This is a genomic window from Streptomyces sp. CNP082, assembly GCF_059570535.1.
In genome coordinates, this window is sequence record NZ_JCANSZ010000035.1 from 38151 (window position 1) to 56614 (window position 18464).

At 69.7% G+C, this 18464-nt stretch carries 16 protein-coding genes, 1 tRNA gene and 1 other RNA gene; 2 read left to right on the plus strand and 16 right to left on the minus strand.

The window, feature by feature from the left end; all coding sequences use genetic code 11:
* Positions 1 to 138: 138 nt before the first annotated feature.
* From B124_RS24850 to ffs, 5 genes are all read right to left on the minus strand, one after another.
* A complete protein-coding gene (locus B124_RS24850; RefSeq protein WP_496505169.1) occupies positions 139 to 801 on the minus strand; it encodes a DUF5063 domain-containing protein in 663 nt (220 codons plus the stop codon).
* 110 nt (positions 802 to 911) lie between these two features.
* Entirely contained in the window at positions 912 to 1511 is a 600-nt protein-coding gene (recR, locus tag B124_RS24855) for a recombination mediator RecR (RefSeq protein ID WP_496505170.1), read from the minus strand.
* A 164-nt stretch (positions 1512 to 1675) separates the two neighbouring features.
* The gene (locus B124_RS24860) at positions 1676 to 1984 is read right to left on the minus strand and encodes a YbaB/EbfC family nucleoid-associated protein (RefSeq protein WP_496505207.1); all 309 of its coding nucleotides are present in this window, start codon (positions 1982 to 1984) and stop codon (positions 1676 to 1678) included.
* 269 nt (positions 1985 to 2253) lie between these two features.
* A complete protein-coding gene (locus tag B124_RS24865; protein WP_496505171.1) occupies positions 2254 to 4761 on the minus strand; it encodes a DNA polymerase III subunit gamma and tau in 2508 nt (835 codons plus the stop codon).
* Positions 4762 to 4838: 77 nt separating this feature from the next.
* Positions 4839 to 4935: signal recognition particle sRNA small type (ffs, locus tag B124_RS24870), an RNA gene on the minus strand.
* Positions 4936 to 5006: 71 nt separating this feature from the next.
* Here ffs and B124_RS24875 point away from each other — a divergent pair.
* Positions 5007 to 5091, plus strand: a tRNA-Ser gene (locus B124_RS24875).
* Between the two features lie 105 nt (positions 5092 to 5196).
* Here B124_RS24875 and B124_RS24880 read toward each other — a convergent pair.
* The 4 genes from B124_RS24880 to B124_RS24895 are packed head-to-tail and all read right to left on the minus strand — an operon-like array spanning position 5197 to position 9407.
* Positions 5197 to 5376, minus strand: a complete 180-nt coding sequence (locus tag B124_RS24880) for a hypothetical protein (protein WP_496505172.1) — start codon at positions 5374 to 5376, stop codon at positions 5197 to 5199.
* Between the two features lie 29 nt (positions 5377 to 5405).
* Entirely contained in the window at positions 5406 to 5816 is a 411-nt protein-coding gene (locus B124_RS24885) for a Pepco domain-containing protein (RefSeq protein ID WP_496505173.1), read from the minus strand.
* Positions 5797 to 7062 (minus strand): CHAT domain-containing protein, encoded by a 1266-nt coding sequence (locus B124_RS24890; protein WP_496505174.1) that lies wholly within the window; start codon positions 7060 to 7062, stop codon positions 5797 to 5799. Before B124_RS24890 ends, B124_RS24885 begins: the two co-directional genes overlap by 20 nt.
* Positions 7059 to 9407 (minus strand): hypothetical protein, encoded by a 2349-nt coding sequence (locus tag B124_RS24895; RefSeq protein ID WP_496505175.1) that lies wholly within the window; start codon positions 9405 to 9407, stop codon positions 7059 to 7061. Before B124_RS24895 ends, B124_RS24890 begins: the two co-directional genes overlap by 4 nt.
* Before the next feature lie 390 nt (positions 9408 to 9797).
* Here B124_RS24895 and B124_RS24900 point away from each other — a divergent pair, with 390 nt between their 5' ends.
* The gene (locus tag B124_RS24900; protein WP_496505176.1) at positions 9798 to 10547 is read left to right on the plus strand and encodes a DUF5131 family protein; all 750 of its coding nucleotides are present in this window, start codon (positions 9798 to 9800) and stop codon (positions 10545 to 10547) included.
* 1 nt (position 10548) lies between these two features.
* Here the strand turns inward: B124_RS24900 and tcmP are convergent, their stop codons facing one another.
* The 7 genes from tcmP to B124_RS24935 form a co-directional block, all read right to left on the minus strand.
* A complete protein-coding gene (gene tcmP, locus B124_RS24905) occupies positions 10549 to 11712 on the minus strand; it encodes a three-Cys-motif partner protein TcmP (protein WP_496505177.1) in 1164 nt (387 codons plus the stop codon).
* Positions 11713 to 12477: 765 nt separating this feature from the next.
* The gene (locus tag B124_RS24910) at positions 12478 to 13107 is read right to left on the minus strand and encodes a hypothetical protein (RefSeq protein ID WP_496505178.1); all 630 of its coding nucleotides are present in this window, start codon (positions 13105 to 13107) and stop codon (positions 12478 to 12480) included.
* Between the two features lie 719 nt (positions 13108 to 13826).
* Entirely contained in the window at positions 13827 to 14639 is an 813-nt protein-coding gene (locus B124_RS24915; RefSeq protein WP_496505179.1) for an ABC transporter ATP-binding protein, read from the minus strand.
* Between the two features lie 5 nt (positions 14640 to 14644).
* Positions 14645 to 15421 (minus strand): ABC transporter permease, encoded by a 777-nt coding sequence (locus tag B124_RS24920; RefSeq protein ID WP_496505180.1) that lies wholly within the window; start codon positions 15419 to 15421, stop codon positions 14645 to 14647.
* On the minus strand, positions 15418 to 16155 hold the full coding sequence (locus B124_RS24925) for an ABC transporter permease (protein WP_496505208.1): 738 nt from the start codon (positions 16153 to 16155) through the stop codon (positions 15418 to 15420). Before B124_RS24925 ends, B124_RS24920 begins: the two co-directional genes overlap by 4 nt.
* 53 nt (positions 16156 to 16208) lie before the next feature.
* On the minus strand, positions 16209 to 17183 hold the full coding sequence (locus B124_RS24930; RefSeq protein ID WP_496505181.1) for an ABC transporter substrate-binding protein: 975 nt from the start codon (positions 17181 to 17183) through the stop codon (positions 16209 to 16211).
* Positions 17184 to 17199: 16 nt separating this feature from the next.
* The gene (locus B124_RS24935; RefSeq protein WP_496505182.1) at positions 17200 to 18387 is read right to left on the minus strand and encodes a 4-hydroxybenzoate 3-monooxygenase; all 1188 of its coding nucleotides are present in this window, start codon (positions 18385 to 18387) and stop codon (positions 17200 to 17202) included.
* Positions 18388 to 18464: the final 77 nt, after the last annotated feature.

The following is an 18464-nucleotide window of genomic DNA, read 5'->3' on the forward strand; positions in this document are numbered from 1 at the left end:
CGGGGCGCGCCCCCGGCCCGTAACACCACGCCCCCAGACCCGAGTACGCAGCAGCCGCAGCCTCTCGGATACGCCGCAGCCTGAGCCTCCCGGATACGCGGCAGCCCCAGCCGCCCGGCGAGGCCCCAGCCCCCGCGCTCAGCTGCGCCGGAGCCCCAGCGGCTCCGCGATCTCCTCCGCCATCACGCGCCCCGCCTCCTCCTCCAGCCGCCCGTCGTCCAGCGCGGCGTCGCTGTCGGTGTCGAGCCCGTCCAGCTCCCCCAGGGGCGTGTCCAGCCGTACGTGCGCCACCAGCGACTGCAGCGCGCGCAGGCAGGCGCTCGCGGTCGGGCCCCAGTTGGACAGGTACGAGAACTGCCACCACCACAGCGCCTCGTTGACCCGCCCCGTGGTGTAGTGCGCGAGGCCGTGCCGCAAGTCGGTGATCACGTCGGCCAGGTCGTCGGAGATCCGGCTGGCGACAGGCGTGCTGCGCGGCACGTACGGGTCGAAGACCTCGGAGTAGACGTCCACCGGGTCCAGCAGCTCGGCGAACCGCTCACGCAGCTCGTCGACGTCCGCTTCGGGCCCGGTGTCCGGCTCGTACCGCTCCTCCGGTACGAAGTCCTCGTGCGCGCCGAGCCGGCCGCCGGCCAGCAGGAGCTGCGAGACCTCCAGCAGCAGGAAGGGCACGGCGCTGTTCGGCTCGTCGCCCTTGGCGACCTCCGTGACCGCGACGATGAAGCTCTCGATCGAGTCGGCGATCTGGACCGCGAAGCTGTCCGGGTCCTGCGTCGCCTGGTGCAGGGTGGCGTCAGACATCGAGCAGACCTCCTCTGTCGGCGCCCCGCGCGCCACCCGGCCGCGTGCGGCGGCCTGCCGGGCTGCTGGGCGCTGCGCCGGGATCCAGCCGGCGGGCACGTGGTTCCGTATCAGACATCGAGCAATCGCCGCCCCTCGAAAGCGCGCCCGAGCGTGACCTCGTCCGCGTACTCAAGATCCCCTCCGACCGGCAGACCGCTGGCCAGCCGGGTCACCTTCAGACCCATGGCCTTGACCATGCGGGCCAGGTACGTGGCCGTGGCCTCGCCTTCGAGGTTGGGGTCGGTGGCGAGGATCAGCTCCGTGACGGCACCGTCCGCGAGCCGGGCGAGCAGCTCCCGTATCCGCAGGTCGTCCGGGCCGACGCCCTCGATGGGGCTGATCGCGCCGCCGAGCACGTGGTACCGCCCGCGGAACTCCCGGGTCCGCTCGATGGCCACGACGTCCTTGGGCTCCTCGACCACGCACAGGACGGCCGGGTCGCGCCGCGGGTCGGCGCAGATCCGGCACTGCTCCTCCTGCGCGACGTTCCCGCAGACCGCGCAGAACCGGACCTTCTCCTTCACCTCGGTCAGTGCATGCGCCAGCCGGCGGACGTCGGCCGGCTCGGCCTGCAGGATGTGGAAGGCGATGCGCTGCGCGCTCTTGGGACCGACGCCGGGCAGCCTGCCCAACTCGTCGATCAGATCCTGGACCACGCCTTCGTACACGCAACGCCTCTCTCGTGTCCGCTCTCCTGCACCAAGCTAGCCGCTACCGCCGGGTTCAACCCGCTTCTGGGGTGGCCTCGGGTTCCGGAACCCGGCAGATCCGGACGGCCGGGAACGACCCCGCGAGGCCGCGGGAACGGGCCCCCGAGGGCCTCCGGGAGGGGTCAGAAGGGCAGCCCCGGCATCCCGCCGAGCCCCTGCGCGAGCGGGCCGAGCCGCTCCTGCTGAAGCTGCTGCGCGGCGCTGTTCGCGTCCCGCACGGCGGCCACGACGAGGTCGGCCAGCGTCTCGGTGTCCTCGGGGTCGACGGCGCGCGGGTCGATCACCAGACCGGTCAGTTCGCCGGAGCCGGTCACCGTGGCCCTCACGAGCCCGCCGCCGGCGCTCCCCTCGACCGGCGTCTCGGCCAGCTCCTGCTGGACGGAGGCAAGCTCCTGCTGCATCTTCTGGGCCTGCTGCAGCAACTGCTGCATGTCGGGCTGGCCACCACCAGGCATCACGTCGCTCGCTCCTTGTCGCGCTACCGCAGTTCTCTGTGCCTACGTCTCTCTGTGCCTACGTCTCGGCCGGCATCTCGACCTACGCCGTCGAGGTCGCCGGCCGGGTGTCCGGCCGGTCCAGGCGAGCCTACGTTCTCAGCCGCCGCGCTGCCGTCCATCGCAGGGAGGACGCGCTCCCCCGGGGTTGCCCCGGGGGGAGTCACCGCTCCCCCGGCCGCCCTCATCCTTCCGGAGGACGCGGCCTAGTCGTGGCGGATCTCCTCTATGACGGTGGCGCCCAGCTCGCGGACGATGAGGTCGTGGCCGGACAGGGCGGTGTCGTCGAGGTCGGGGTCGTCCTCGTCGGGGATGTCGTCCTCCAGCGGCGGCGGAGGCGGGCCGGGATCGGGGGGCGGCCCGGGATCGGGCGGAGGCGCCCCGCCGGAGCCGGCCGCGGGCCGGGGCTGCCGGGGAGGAGCCGGCGCCGGTACGGAGGGCGCGGGCGAGGTCTGTACGGACTGCCGCAACCCGGCGCCGCCGCCAGCACCGCCGCCGCCGAACCCGCCCCCCGCGCCCGGACCGCCCCCGGAGCCGCCCGGCGCACCGCCGGGCCCCCCGGAGCCGCTGCCGCCGGTCGGGTCCACGATGGCCTCGACCTTCCACTGCACGTCGAACCGCTCCGCGAGCGCCTCGCGCAGCACCTCGTCGCTGCCGCCGTTGACGAAGCTGTCGCGGGCGCCGACGTTGGCGAAGCCGAGCTGGAGAGTCCCGCCGTCGAACCCGGTGACCTGGGCGTTCTGGCTGAGCAGGATCCAGGTGAAGCGCCGCCGGTGCTTGACGGCCTCGAGGATCTCGGGCCACATCTGCCGCACGGAAGCGGCCCCCGCGACACCACCGCCCTGCTGCGCGGGCACCCCCTGGGCCGTAGCAGCGACGACACCACCGCCCGCAGCCGCAGCCGCAGGCGCACCCGCAGGTGCGGGCGTAGATCCAGATGCCGGCGCACCCGCAGATCCAGGCGCAGGCGCAGCCGCCGCTCCCGCCACGGGTGCGGGCGCAGCCGCCGGTCCGGCCGCGGGCCCGGGCGCAGCCGCCGCCGCGGGCGCTACGCCCCCGCCCCCCGCCCCGGACGCCGCCGGGGCACTCCCGGGCCAGGCCCCGGGCCGACGGGCCTGCCCCCCGCCGCCACCGGCCGCCGGAGGCGGCGAAGAACCCCCTCCGCCAGCACCGCCGGCCACAGGTGCCCCAGCCCCAGAAGACCCGCCAGCACCGCCGGCCGAAGGGGCTCCAGCCCCGGGCCCGGAGGACCCGGCACCGGGAGTAACCGGACCACCCCGCTCGGCAAGGACCGCCCGAGCAGCCTCAGCACCCCCACCGGTGACAGCGCCCCCACCAGCGCCACCGCCACGACCATCCGCACCGACGGCACCCCCGCCACCACCACCGCCACCAGCGGCACCCCCACCACCACCAGCGGCACCACCGCCACCACCGCCACCACCGACGGCACCACCCACACCGCCTACGGCGTCACCCCCACCACCCACACCGTCGCGGGGCGGCTGGTGGGCGTCCGGTCCCGGTACGTACCCCATGGCCGGCGGGCCCGTCGCGGCGTTGCGCTCCAGGCGGTCCAGCCGGGCCATCACCGAACGCTCGTCCCCGTACGCGCCGGGGAGCAGCACGCGCGCGCAGATCAGCTCAAGCTGCAGCCGCGGCGCGGTGGCGCCGCGCATCTCGGTCAGCCCCTCGTTCACGAGGTCGGCCGCGCGGCTCAGCTCGGCCGCGCCGAAGGCGTCGGCCTGGCGCCGCATCCGCTCCAGCACGTCCGCCGGAACGTCGATGAGCCCCTTGTCGCCGGCGTCCGGCACGGCGGCGAGGATCACGAGGTCCCGCAGCCGCTCCAGCAGGTCGGTGACGAACCGCCGCGGGTCGTGCCCACCCTCGATCACCTGCTCCACGACCGCGAACGCCGCCGCCCCGTCGCCCGCCGCGAAGGCGTCGACGACGGAGTCGAGCAGGGCGTCGTCCGTATACCCGAGGAGGGCGGTGGCCATGGCGTACGTCACACCCTCGGCACCGGCCCCGGCGAGCAACTGGTCCATGACGGACATCGAGTCCCGCACGGAGCCGCCCCCGGCCCGTACGACCAGGGGCAGCACCGCGTCCTCGACCGGGATCGACTCGACGCGGCAGACGTCCGCGAGATAGTCGCGCAGGGTGCCGGGCGGGACGAGGCGGAAGGGGTAGTGGTGGGTCCGGGACCGGATGGTCCCGATGACCTTCTCCGGCTCGGTCGTGGCGAAGATGAACTTCAGGTGCTCGGGCGGCTCCTCGACCACCTTCAGCAGGGCATTGAACCCCGCGGAGGTGACCATGTGCGCCTCGTCGACGATATAGATCTTGTACCGGCTGGCAGCCGGCCCGAAGAACGCCTTCTCCCGCAGCTCACGCGCGTCGTCCACACCGCCGTGCGACGCGGCGTCGATCTCGATGACGTCGATCGACCCCGGCCCGTTGCGCGCGAGGTCCCGGCACGAGCGGCACTCCCCGCACGGCTCCGGCGTCGGCCCCCGCTCGCAGTTGAGACACCGGGCGAGGATGCGCGCGCTCGTCGTCTTCCCGCAGCCGCGCGGCCCGCTGAACAGATACGCGTGATTGACCCGCCCGTTCCGCAGCGCCTGCTGCAGCGGGCCGGTCACATGGTCCTGCCCGATGACCTCGCCGAAGGTCTCGGGCCGGTAGCGGCGGTAGAGAGCGAGCTGCGACACGACTACGACGATATCGGTGACCGCCGACAACGGCGTCCACCCGCGAAAACCCCCGCCCCCGCACACCACCCCGCACAACGAGGTGCCCCCCACGCACCCGCCAGAGCCCACCTACCCTTGCTGCCTTCCGGCCCTGGGGGAGTTCAGCGAGTTAGCGCCGCGTGAGGGGCGAGTCCACCTTAACCGATCCCACCCCCGGCGAACGAGTTCGCGACCACCCCACCCCGTCTTGTACTGTTGCCCGCGGAGGATTCGCCTAGAGGCCTAGGGCGCACGCTTGGAAAGCGTGTTGGGTTCACACCCTCACGAGTTCGAATCTCGTATCCTCCGCACCCCGCCTGACCAGGCAAAACAAGGCCCCGCAGCGGCACGTCGCTGCGGGGCCTCGTTGTGGCCGTAGAGGGCACTGGTTGCAGTTTTGGTTGCAGTCGCCCCTCAGGTGGCGCCGTGAGCGCCCTGGTCAGGCGCTCGCTCGGTGTCCCCGATCACGGCACTGTCCGGCTTCGTCCACAGTAGTCCGCCGACCTTGTGGGCGGCCTCGCGCAGGAGCGGGTCGGTGACGTGCTGGTAGCGCTTGGGCTTCGCAGAAGACGACCAGCCCATGATCGCCTTCACGGCCCACTCGACTACACCTTCCGCGCCAACTACCCCGTCCTCCGCTGACCCGGCGCGACGGCAGCATGGGAGACCGGAGCTTCCTCCCCAGGGGTGCCGGTCCGGGTGAACGTGAAGGTGATGCCCGCCTGCCCTCCCAGTTCGCCCCCGGAGCCGAGCAGCGACACGGTGCCCTTGGCACTCACCTCAGCGCTGAAGGTGACCTCGTCGAGGCTGAACTCGCCCGCGCGCTGCGGGAGGGAGTCGATCACGCCCTGCATCGTGGTCACGAAGGCGTCGAGGCGGGCCCGGAGTGCTTCCGCGGGGATCTCCGTGCGGGCGACCCGCCAGTCCTCCCGCCGGCGGAAGGACAGGCGATCAGCGCGCCCGTGGTCGGTGTCCTCCAGGCCGAGAACGCTGATCGTGCCGTCGGCGTCGGCGTCAGGGGTGGGCTCGGGCATGGAGTGTCTCCTCAGGGGTGGGACAGACGTGCAGGCCGGGGTCGGCGTACGCGGCGTAGGTGAGGCCGAGCGGATTGCGCAGCGTGTGCAGAAGGTGCAGGCGCGACTCAAGGAGCGCTCGGCCCAGCGGCAGTCGACGGATGAGTAAGCGCTCGTACAGCGCTCTGGAGAATGCGGCGGCGACGTCGTCGGGGATCTCGGTCTCGGTGCCGATGAAGCCTCGGTTGCGGTTCTTGAGGAAGAGGTACGGGAACGAAGGCGCCCCGGGGGCGCGCATCCGGCCCGAGCCGCAGGCATTCATCACCACGAGCGGCAGATCGAAGGTGCGCCGTTCCCGGCTCGCGGCGAGTGCGAGGAGGTCGGCCCCGAGGTCACCGACCGTGGTGCGGGAGTGGTGGCCGGCGCCGCTGAGTTCTATCTCTGCGGCGAGTGCGTCGTCGGAGCGGGTGTAGCAGTGGCAGGCGAAGTGCTGGATCTGGTCCGGGAGTTCGCGTCGGGTGCCGTCGAGGAGGAGCCGGGGGTCGAAGATCTGCGCGGCGAGGTCCGGTGCGCCGTCCGCCCCGTCGGGGTACGGGCCTTCGAGGTCGATGTGGTGCTTTCCGGAGTCGGCGAACCATGCCAGTTCCTCGGCCGCTCCTTCGAGGTGCTCGTAATAGAAGTAGCGGGCGGGGAGACGCCCCTGCGCCCCGGTGTGCAGGGCGAGCCTGCCCTGCACGGGGGCGGTGAGCAGGGCGCGGCGGACCACGCACGAGTAGCCGACGAAGGTCCGGCACGCGGCCGCGAAGGCGCCCCGGGTGTCGACCGGATCGCCCGGGAACATCCGGAACAGCGGTAGGAACTCCAGGGGCAGGAAGCCGTCGTGGACACCGACGCATTCGACGAGCGGGGGCGGCAGGGTGGGGTTCATGCCGCATGGCAGAGCCCTGTTCCAGAACGCCTGGAGCCCCTGGAGGACGGACTGTTCCAGGCCGAACAGGGTGAAGAGCAGGGTACGGCCGAGGCGGTGCAGACTCTGGAAGACCCGGTCGAGTTCCCCGTCCTCGATCTCGAAGCCGGTGAGTTCGTCCTTGAGGCGGGTCAGCCCCTTGTCCAGGGCCTCACGGACCCGGGTCAGCGCGGCATCGCCGCCGACGAGGGTGACGCGCAGCGGTGCCACGTCCTCGCGCAGGGCGGTGAACTCCAGGTGGGTCGCCCCGTCGGTCGTCAGGGCCCGGACGGAGACATCCGGCGGCCGAGCCTCGCTCATCCCTCTCCCGTCGCCTCCGTCGCCTCGATCTTCAGGGCGACGACCTGGACGAGGTGGCCGGCCTGATAGAGCTGCAGCCAGATCTCGTGGTTGCCTTCCTCCGGCACCTGGACCACGAAAGTGGTCTGCTGCTTGTCCTCGACGCGGAGATTCTTGCGCTGGGGCAGGGGTGTGAGCGTGGGGCTGTCGGCCATGACGTCGAAGGAGGCGGTGCCGGCACTCCGGCCGCCCTCGACACGGATCGGCTCCACGACGAAGAAGGTGCTGCCCTGCCGACTCGCGACCACCGAGGGGAACTCCCCCATCTGCTCGTCGCGTACGAGAGAGACCGACAGCCGGAGGCGCCGCCCCGAAGGTGCCCTGATCGTGCCGCCCTCCGCCCGTACGTCCCGTGCGTCGCTGTCCTCCAGCACGACGGCGAAGTAGCCGACGAAGTTCGTCAGAGCGGGGCCGGTCACGGCCTCCGTCAGCGAGGTGCGGATAGCCGACCGCATCTCCTCGTGGAACTTCCTCTGGAGACCCGACAGATGCCGCTCCAGCCGGGTGCCGACCGGCTGTGCCGTGGCGCGGGCGACCTCCTGGGCGAGAAGGGCTAGCTGGCTTTCCGTGAGAGGAGTGCCAGCGACCGGATTCCGCGCCGTCAGGGAGGACAGCTCGTCCCGTACGGAGTGGAGCACCATGCTCCTCAGGTCCGTGCTCACCATGCTCGCGACGGCGAGGGCGAACTCGTCGGGCCTGGCACGATCGCCCGCTCTGAGCCCGGCCCTACCTCGTTCCTCGTGAAGGTCCGGATCCCGGTCACCGCTCAACTCGGCGGCCAGCCGGCGCATGTCCGCGCCCGAAGGGTTCTCCGGCACGGAGAGGTGCATCCTTTTCGCCAGGTCGTACCGGTACACACCAACCGCGTCCGCCTTGGCTTCGTACACCTCGACCAGCGACCTGCGCGCCTGCGCCAACGCCGCAGCCGCCACCGCCAGCGGTCCCGCGACAGGCAGCACGGCCACCCCCCGCTCGGCGTCGATCCCGCCGAAGCCGGCGAGGGTGACGAACAGCCAGACGCCCGTCGTGCACAGGGCACTCGCGACGGCGATCCGGCAGATGAGGACGCTCCGTTCCCCGCTCCGGATCCGCCGGCCGACCTCGTCGGGTACGACCAGCGCGATCCGGGGCCAGATCTCGTCGACGGCGAGCCCAGTGGTCAGGGCGGCACGCCGGAGAAGGTTGATCAGGCCGGGGGACTGGAGCGGGCTCCTGAGGCGCTGCGGGACGGTAAGCCGGGCGAGGTCGTCCGGCACCGGGCGGGGGTGTCCACGTGGGGTCGTACGGACCACGCTGGCCAGCCCGGACGCCCGGTCCGCCGATGGCGCCGTGTTCGTCCAGAGCAGCATTCCGTACTGCGCCGCCAGCAGCCCGGCTGCCGCCACCGCCAGCCAGCCCGCCTCCACCAGCCGGTCACCAGAGTCCGGCCCACTCCACGGCTTCCCGCTCCACATCGCCCACGCGAGGCTGCCGAGCGGCACGAGCACCCCGGCGAGCTGTGCCCCTGGCGGAGCCCCCGCACCCCGGCCCGCCCTGGGCCACCGCAGCTCCGACAGGGCAGGGACCAGGACGATGAGCAGTGCAATCCCCGCGGCCGCCCCGCCCACCGACCAGGAGGCCGCCGTCTCTCCGCGCACCGCCGAACGCGCCACGACACCGGCCACGCCCAGCAACGCGGCCGAACCGAACACCGTCAGGTGCGGGTAATCGGCACCCCAGGACCCGGACAGCCAGAAGCCCCCCGCCAGCACCACCACGGCGCAGCCCAGCACCCAGGCCGCCGACGGCGGCCCCTCCACGGCGAACCGGGCGGTGAGCCAGCCGCCGCATGCCTCGGCCAGACCGAACGCGACGATGACGGGGAAGTTGTCGGACGGCACGGGGCTGCCCCAGCCGCGCGTGCCGTTGTTGACGGCGGAGATACGCCAGGAGGCCCCGGCGATCAGCACGAGGAGTACGCCCCCGGACGCCCACGCCGACGCGTACTCGTGAGCGCGGGCGAACCGGGCTCCGAGCATCGTCAGTTCGGCCACCAGGACCGTCGCCAGGAGGCCGGCCGTGTTCAGCCGGCGCGTCCGGAAGCCACTCGCACCGCGGGAGGTCGCGGCACTCCGGTTGAGCGCCGGTTCGGCACACCACCAGGCGACCCCAGCGAGGACCAGCCAGCCCGCGAGCGGCCACAAACCAGCCAGTGCGACGTCTCGCACGGGAACCCACAAGACCCCCACGCCCCCGGCCACGGCCGCGACCACCGCCGCGGTGCCGAAGAGGGTGCTGCCCCGCGCCGTACCTGTGTTCGCCGTCATAGCGTCCCCGCTGACCGTCTGATGACTGCCACAACTCACCGACGAGTATGGCCAGTTCGCGTGCCGATCGGGAGGGTTCTGCCAGGCGGGCCGCGATCCGAGGCACGGAGGTCAGTGGTCTCCGGGTTCGATGCCGATCTGGAGGAGCCCGGCGGCGAGGGCTCCGCAGCCGCCCTCGGTGTCCTCCCCGGCGGCCTGGCCGGTACAACCGCGCCTTCTGCGGTCGGGAGGTTGTCCTGTTGCGCTCGCCTCGCGGTGTGCGTTGGTGTATTCAATTTGGGGAAGTTAGCGGCGGTGGTTGGATGGCGGTGTCCGACGCGGTTCGACATCGTTGGACACGCCGCGAACCGTGGGCGCGGTGACGAACAGCCGGCATGCAGAGGGGGTCCTGTGAGTGACCGTAGCTCGATCGAGTGGACAGAGGCGACCTGGAACCCGACCACCGGGTGCGATCGTCTGTCTGCTGGCTGCGACAACTGCTACGCGCTGGCACTGGCGAAGCGGCTGAAGGCGATGGGCGCGGAGAAGTACCAGCAGGACGGTGAGCCACGGACGTCAGGACCAGGGTTTGCGCTGACGGTGCATCCAGGCGCGCTGCGGGTGCCCTACGGGTGGAAGCGCCCGCGAACAGTATTCGTCAACTCGATGTCGGACCTGTTTCATGCCCGCGTACCGCTGGACTTTGTCCAGCAAGTCTTCCAGGTGATGGCCGATACCCCGCAGCACACCTATCAGATCCTCACCAAGCGGGCCCGCAGGCTCCGACAGATCGCCGAGCACCTACCGTGGCCGCCGAACGTGTGGATGGGCGTATCAGTGGAGAGCGCCAAGGAGCTTCCCCGAGTGGATGACCTGAGACGGGTGCCAGCCGCGGTGCGATTTCTTTCCTGTGAACCCTTGCTCGGTTCGCTTGGTGGTCTGGAACTGACCGGTATCCACTGGGTGATCGCCGGTGGGGAGTCAGGCCCCGGCCACCGACCCATGAACGAAGTCTGGGCGATTCAGATCCGGGATGCTTGCGAAGAAGCCGGAGTGGCCTTCTTCTTCAAGCAGTGGGGTGGGCGCACACCGAAAGTCAGCGGGCGCCTGCTGCAGGGCCGCACCTGGGACCAGATGCCGATGACCGCAGCGGTGGGATGATTCAGCGCAACGGCTCTACGACCAAGTCCCGGATCTTCCTTCCGCCTTTGCTGACTCCGGTGCTCGGTGTCTTGCCCTGCTGGTGCAGGCGCTTGACGGCTTGGCGTGCAGCCAGTTCGGTCACCTGCCCGTAGTATTCGCCGAAGACCGCCAACGTGTGATCGACGAGTTTGATCGGTCGGCCGTGCTGTATCAGTTGATCCAGGTTCTGGGCCATCACGGGCACCGCCTCGTCGGTCAGTATCTTCGGATCAGGGCGGATCAACGACGTGATGGAGAACAGGGCATCCGGGTCGTTCTGCGTATCGGCCACTTCCAGCTTCTCCCACCAGGCATTGCGAGCCCGGGCGGCGGCATCTCCGAAGACCCACAATCCGTGCTGACGCCATGTGCCGAAGACCAGGTGGTACACCGGTTTGTGGTGGGGGGCCTTCGCAACTGGGACCGTCTGCACCAGCATGCCAGTGGCGGCGGCGAGCCGTCGTGCGTACTCCGCGGCCACCGCCTCGTCCGCACCGGGCGCCGTCACCTTCCCAGCAGGAAAGAAGTCCCGCCACCATCGACCACCACACACCTCGTCGAACCGCTCCGAGGACCGCTCGACGCCCCTGTCTGATCGCGCGTTTCCGCCCAGCCTGCGCACGGCAACCATGCTGAAGTTCATCAGGAACTCTGTGGGCGGCCATCGCTTCGGTGTCCGGCGCGCCGCCATGGCGCGCACCAGTCGCTGCCAGGGCAGCCCGAGCCCGCATGGATCGAGGAAAAGGAACAGCGGCATGCCGGTGGCAGCACGTAACACCTCATCCAGAACGCTGTCGACATCGCCGTGGTGCACCCGGGCATCTACCCCCTGCCTCCGGTAGATCGCCCCCACCTTCTCCAGGCGCTCGAACGACTTCGGTTCCCGCTCCGTGAAGAAGCACGTCCAGCGCAACCGATGCTGCGACAGATGCTTGGAGGCCACTCGCATCGCGATCTCCGCCGATCCCGCCTCGCCGCTCTCATACCGCCCCTCCCCGGCGTAGCCGTCCAGATAGATCACCCGGCCATCGCGCGCCCCGGTCATCCCTCCGAACTGCGGAATGTAGCGGCCAAGCAGACTGTGCTTCAGAACACTCGGCAGACCCTGTTCGCTCCAGTACGCCTTGCTCGTTCCTACAGCCATCGGCCCCGCCCCCTCAACCATCTTGATTACCGATAGTGTGGGGTCGGGCGCATGGCGTAAAGAGCGAAGGACGGCCAAATCCGGTCGCAGTTCCCTTCCCGACCCGCTGGCGAGCAGTCCGGAGTGAACTCGCAAGATCCGGCAAATCATGCCCAGAAGACGACCTGACGTGGGACGACGGGACCAGGGGTGGTCTCAGTTTTGGTCTCATTCACTGCCGTCCGGCACGGCCCGCCGAACGCTCATCGCCGCTTTCAACCGCAGGTCAGGACGCCGTAGTCCGCCCGCGGACCCACGCACGGCGACTTGGAAAGCGTGTTGGGTTCACACCCTCACGAGTTCGAATCTCGTATCCTCCGCACCCCGCCTGACCAGGCAAAACGAGGCCCCGCACCGGCACGCCGCTGCGGGGCCTCGTCGTTGCCCGGAGGCGGATCGGTCTGAGCCGTGGTCCCGATTACCCCTTCCACCCTGGTCAGCATGCCCGCGGCCTGTCTCGCCCGGCTGCCGTCACTTTCCTCTCCGGTATCCCCGGCCAGAAGCAGGACAGTGGAGGCGGTGTGCGGCGCGCGTCGTGCAGCCGCAAGTCGCGCATCCCCGCCCCTCGACGGCGCCCCTCACTCGGGGCACTAGCTGGGCTTGCGGCCACAGGTGTCGCCGCAGCCGTCGGCGCGCTTCCCCTCAGCAGAGGTCATCGTTCCAGGTCAGGAGGGCACTTTTGCGCTTCCGCTCCACAACCAGCCGTGCCCGGCCGGAGCAGCGAGGCTAGCCCCAGAACCCCATGGCCTGTCTGCCGAGCGACTGCTGACCCGCCGTGTTGGCGTGGCAGCCGTCGGCGACCTCGTTGCTCGCGAGGTGGAACGAGCCGGAGTAGACGACGTTCTGCGTCGGGTCGGCGGCGGCCTGCCGGGCGAGGTCGTCGGTGAGCTGGGGGCCGTTGGCGCCTGCCAGGAAGCAGCTCTGGCCCGGGTCGTAGAACGGCTGTCCGGTGATGTAGATCGTCGTGCTGGAGGAGGTGTGCTGGCGGGTGTTGGCGATCAGCTGCTTCACCTCGTCATAGGTTGCGCCGTTCTGGGCGAAGATGCAGATCTGTATCCACACGGCCGTCGGGGTCCCGTACTGGTTCTTCTGCCGGTCGAACGACTGCCAGGCGCTGGAGTTGGGATCGGTCCACGCCTGCACGACCATGCCGCCTGTCCCGTACGGACCCCACATCCGCGTCCCGCCGACCGCGCGGTACCCCTGCGCGACGTTCTCCGCCATGGAACAGCCGATGAAGCCCATCTCGTTCTGCAGCGCCCTTGAGGGGTTCTGACCGCTCACGGTGGCGGCCACGGCTTCACGGCCCGACTCGGCGGCTCCGCCCCGGGCACTCGCCACACTCGTCGCGCTCATGACAATCATGAAGGCGGCGGCGATCACTCCGAGAACGCGTGCGGTGCGACTGCCGCCGATCGAAGGCCGGCCCCTTGTTCTCGTTCGACGTCGGGCTGATGAACCTGTCATCAGTGTCACCCTTTCTCGGTCATCGGCAAGCCGGCCGGCGGACGCCGGTGGCTGTTGGAGATACGGTTGACGCTATGGTCGGCCATATGAACAGTCAACGGACGCATCCGCGGAGGGTGGTTGATCCGGAGGCTGCACCAATGCCGCACTAAATGAGGTCGCCGCCTTATTAATACGTCAATCGATGATAATTTCCCTATGTCGTAAGTGGACACCCCCGCACCCACCACGCCCCGGCTAGGACCGCACGTAAAGCGTGGAGGTAAACCCACCCAGCGGACACGTTCGTTCTCAGTCATCGAGACGACTTACGAAACTTTCGACCCGCCTGCAATCAAGCCCCACCGAGATTGGCGAAAAACCCGCCCCGCGAACGTCGTTGCTCCGCGGCTCTCTTCCTGAAACCAGAGCAAAGAACCGTGTCCGACAGTGGAGACGGAGCGCGCGAACGGCTACGGGACAAGGCCACAGTCCGATCTGAACGTCCTTTGGTGCCCTTTCGTTGCGGACACGACTCGGCGGATGAGGGTCGAGCGAACTCCGCGCTCGCGGAGCATCCGGTCACTCATCTGGTGGCGGCGCGGCAGTGAAATAGGGGGTCCGGCCGGTCACTTCGTTGGCGCAGAATCCTTCGAGGCGGCCCGTATCTGGGCGTAGACGTGCGTACGAAGTTCGACGAACCGGGTGTCGGCCCGGGTTTCCATCTGATCCCGCTCGTGGGGCAGGCTGATGGTCAGCTCGTCCTGGACCACGGTGGGGGACGCCGAAAGCGTGAGGACGCGTTGTCCCAGGTAGACGGCTTCGTCGATGTCGTGTGTGACGAAGAGTACGGTCATCCCGCGCTCTTGCCACAGATTTCTGACCAGGTCCTCCAATCCCGCCCGGGTTTGTGCGTCGACAGCCGCGAACGGTTCGTCCATCAGCAGGATCTCCGGCTCGTAGGCCAGCGCGCGGGCTATTGCTACCCGCTGCTGCATTCCGCCGGAGAGCTGCCATGGGTAGGCGTCGGCCGCAGCTATGAGGCCCACTGTGTCCAGCGCGTCTTCGACCAGGTCTCGCCGGCGTGATTTTCCGAGGGACTTCTTCTGCCGGAGCGGCAGTTCGACGTTGTCGCGCACGCACATCCAGGGGAAGAGGCTGCGGCTGTACTCCTGGAATACCACCGCCATTCCAGGCCGGGGCCCGGTGACGGGGTGTCCATCGAGCAGGATCTCTCCCGACGTGGGGGTGAGCAGTCCGGCGACGCACTTCAGCAGGGTGGTCTTTCCGCACCCCGACGGGCCGACCAGGCAGACGAGTTCGCCCGGGTCGAGGGTGAAGGTGAGATCACGCAGTGCCTCCACCTCCCGTCCGTGCCCCCGGTACGTTTTTCTCAGGCCCCGTACGTCGAGCATCGGGTGACGTCCCTCCACGAATGTCATACGACTCAGCCCGATCCTTGGGAGCCACGGAGTCCGCGATACCACCCGAGAGCCCGGTTCTCGACCATCTGGAATATGACGGACAGCAGGAATCCGATGGTGCCGAGCAGCAGGATGCCGCTCCACATCTCGGGAATGGCGAAGCTGCGCTGGAACTGGACGATCGTGAATCCGAGACCGTTACTGGCGGCGGACATCTCGCTGATGACCATCAGGATGATGCCGATGGACAGCGCCTGCCGCAGCCCGGTGAAGATCTGCGGCGCCGCGGCGGGCAGCACGAGCCGCCGCAGCCGGGAGACGCCGGTGATGCCGTAGGAGCGGGCGGTCTCGGCGAGCACGCCGTCCACGGCACGCACGCCCTCGACCGTGTTGAGCAGGACCGGCCACACACAGCCCGCCGCGATCACGGTGACCTTCATGGTGTCCCCGATGCCGGCGAAGAGCATGATGACGGGAATCACCACCGGGGGCGGGATGGCACGGAAGAACTCCAGCACCGGTTCGGTGAGCGCGCGTACGGCCGGGTAGCTGCCGATGAGCACGCCGATTCCGACCCCGGCGAATGCCGCCAGGGCGTACCCGCCGGCCAGGCGGAGCAGGCTGGGCAGGACATCGCCGGTGAGCCGGTCCGCGGTCCACACGTCGTCGGTGACAGCGAGGATGGTCGACAGCGGAGGGGCGTAGATGCTCTCGCTGTCCCGGGAGAGCAGCCACCACAGACCGGCCAGGAGAGCGGGCAGGGCCAGTGCCAGGACGAGACGTCGCAGAAGCCCACTCACAAGACGGCCTCCCCGCGTACTGACTGGTGCCAGAAGAGCGCACGGCGCTCGACNGCCCGCGCGGCGATGTTGATGAGCAGCCCGAGCAGACCGGTGATCATGATGAGGGCGTACATCTCGGGCACGGCCTGGGACGTCTGGGCCACCGCGATCCGGGAACCGAGCCCGGGGGAACCGATGATCAGCTCCGCGGTGATGGCGAGGATCAGAGCGACCGCGGCGGCAAGCCGCACCCCGGTCATCACATACGGGAGCGCGGTGGGCCACAGCACATGGCGGATGCGCGCCCACGTGCCCAGGCTGTAGGAACGCGCGGTGTCCCGCATGACGGGGTCGACGTCCCTGATGCCGTACAGCACCTGGATGAGCACCTGCCAGAAGGCGGCGTAGACCACGAGGAGCAGCGTCGAGCCCAGACCGGTGCCGTACAGCAGGACCGCGAGAGGGATGAGGGCCACCGACGGAATGGGGCGGAGGAACTCGACCGTGGAAGCGGTCGCCGCCCTGAGGAACGGCACGCTTCCGATCACAACTCCGGCCAGCACACCTGCCGCGACCGCGATGGCCAGGCCCAGAGCCCAGCCGGTGAGAGTGTCGCCGACTGCCCGCCAGAAGGCCCGGTCGTTGAGCTCGACGGCCAGGGCCCGCATGATCCGGGTGGTGGGCGGCAGATAGTCGGCCGAGACGGCGCCGGCCCGCGGCAGCACCTCGACGGTCAGGAGCAGCCCGGCCATGCCGGCCAGGCCGAGCGTCACCGAGCTGCGCCTGCCCCCGAAGGGAATCCGGGTCACGGCAGCAGCTCATCCAGGTTCGGGATCTCGCTGAACAGCCCGTCCTGCTTGCCCAGTTCGGCAAGAGTGTCGATGGAGTCGCGGTTGGGCTCCTCGGGCCACTTGGGCAGGGTGACGTCCTTCAGCGTCGCTTCGGGAATCTTGGTGTAGGTGGTGATGATCTGGCGCACCTCGTCGGGGTGGCTGTCGGCGTAGGCGAGCGATTCGCGGGTGGCGTCCTGGAACGCCTTCACCACGTCCGGGCTCTTCTCGGCGAATTCGGTGGAAGTGAAGTACATGGCCACCGTGAGGTCGGCGGCGACGTCGACGTAGTTCGAGGCGATCACCTGCCCTCCCTGGGCCTTGATCGTGGCGAGTCCGGGCTCGACCACCCAGGCCGCATCGACCTGTCCGGCGTCCAGAGCCGCGGGCATCTGGTCGAAGGGGAGTTCCACGAACTCCACCGTCGACGAGTCTCCGCCCGCCTTCTCGACCGATGCCCGCACGGAGGTGTCACCGATGTTCTCCAGGGTGTTGACGGCGACCTTCTTGCCTTCCAGATCCCTGGCGGACTTCAGCGGGCTGTCCTTCTTCACGGTGATGCCGCCGAAGTCGGCTCCGTCCTGACCGGTCGAGGCGACGCCGTTGGCGACAGCCCTGACCGGCACCTTTTTGCTCTGCGCGACCAGCAGCGACGTGACGTTGGAGAAGCCGAACTGGAAGTCGCCGCTGACCACCCCGGGCACGACGGCAGCGCCTCCCTGCGTCGGCACGAGAGAGAGGTCGATGCCGTGCTTCCGGTAGAAGCCCTTCTCCTCGCCCAGGTAGAGGGGAGCGACATCGACGATGGGGATGACGCCGACCTTGACGGCGGTGGTCTCGCCGGAGTCGCCGGCCGAGTCGGTGCCGTCGGCGGATTCGGAGTCCGTGCACGCCGAGAGGCTGCCGACGGTGAGTGCGGCGGCGGCGAGCCCTACGAGCAAACGACGCATGTCTAGCCCCTAGTGGTCATGTCCTGTGACGGCCGATGGGAAGTCCCGCGTAGTTGTCCGCCAGATCGGCGGCGGCGTGCAGGGAGGAGGTGATGCGGTCGAGCTGAGCGAGCTGGAGGCGCGTGTCGAACGGGCTCTGCCCGGGGTCGGTGTGCAGGGTGGTGGTCATGAAGTGGGAGAAGTGCTCGGCCCGCCAGACCCGGCGCAGACAGGTGTCGGAGTACGCGTCCAGCAGAGCGGTGGACCCCGTGTCCTTGCGGTCGGCCAGCGCCTCGGCGAGGACCACTACGTCCGAGACGGCCAGATTGAGGCCCTTGGCGCCGGTCGGCGGCACGATGTGCGCGGCGTCCCCGGCGAGCAGGAGGCGGCCGTGGCGCATGGGCTCCGTCACCGAACTGCGCATGGGCAGCACGGCCTTGGACGTGATAGGGCCGCGGGTGAGACTCCAGTCCCGGTCGATGGCGAAGCGGGCGTCGAGTTCGTCCCAGATCCGGTCGTCGGGCCAGGCCGCGGCGTCCGTGCCGGCCGGCACTTGGAGGTACAGCCGGCTCACGGTGGGAGAGCGCATGCTGTGCAGGGCGAAGCCGCGCGGGGAGTGGGCGTAGACGAGCACCTCACTGGACGGCGGCGCTTCGGCCAGAACGCCCAGCCACGCGTAGGGATATGTGCGCTCGTAGGTACGGGCGACCGACGCCGGCAGCGCCGACCTGGTGATGCCGTGGTAGCCGTCGCAGCCTACGACGTAGTCGCAGGTGAGGATGGATTCGCCGCTGCCGGTACGGAAACGGACCACCGGGAGCTCCCCGTCCAGGCCCGTCACGTCCACCGCCTCGGCCTCGAAGAACAGCGGTGGGCCGTCCTCGACCAGGAGGCCGACGAGGTCTTTGACGATCTCGGTCTGCGCGTAGACCCACACCGAGCGGCCGCCGGTCAGCGTGGGGAAGTCCAGCCGGTGCGAACGACGGTCGAATCGCAGCTCGATCCCGTCGTGTTCGAGCGCTTCCCGGTTGAGGCGCTCACCCGCGCCCGCGGCCCGGAGGGCGTCGACGGTGCCCTGTTCGAGCATCCCGGCTCTCTGACGCTGCTCGGTGTAGGCGCGGTCACGGCTTTCCAGCACCACACAACTGACGCCGGCACGATGCAGCAGCCGGGCGAGCAGGAGTCCGGCGGGTCCGGCCCCGATTATCCCGACCTCAGTACGCATCCGTCACCGGTCCCTGCCCAGCCTCACGATCTCAGCCAACACCAACGTCTGCCCGATTGTTCGCTAGGTGAAATAAG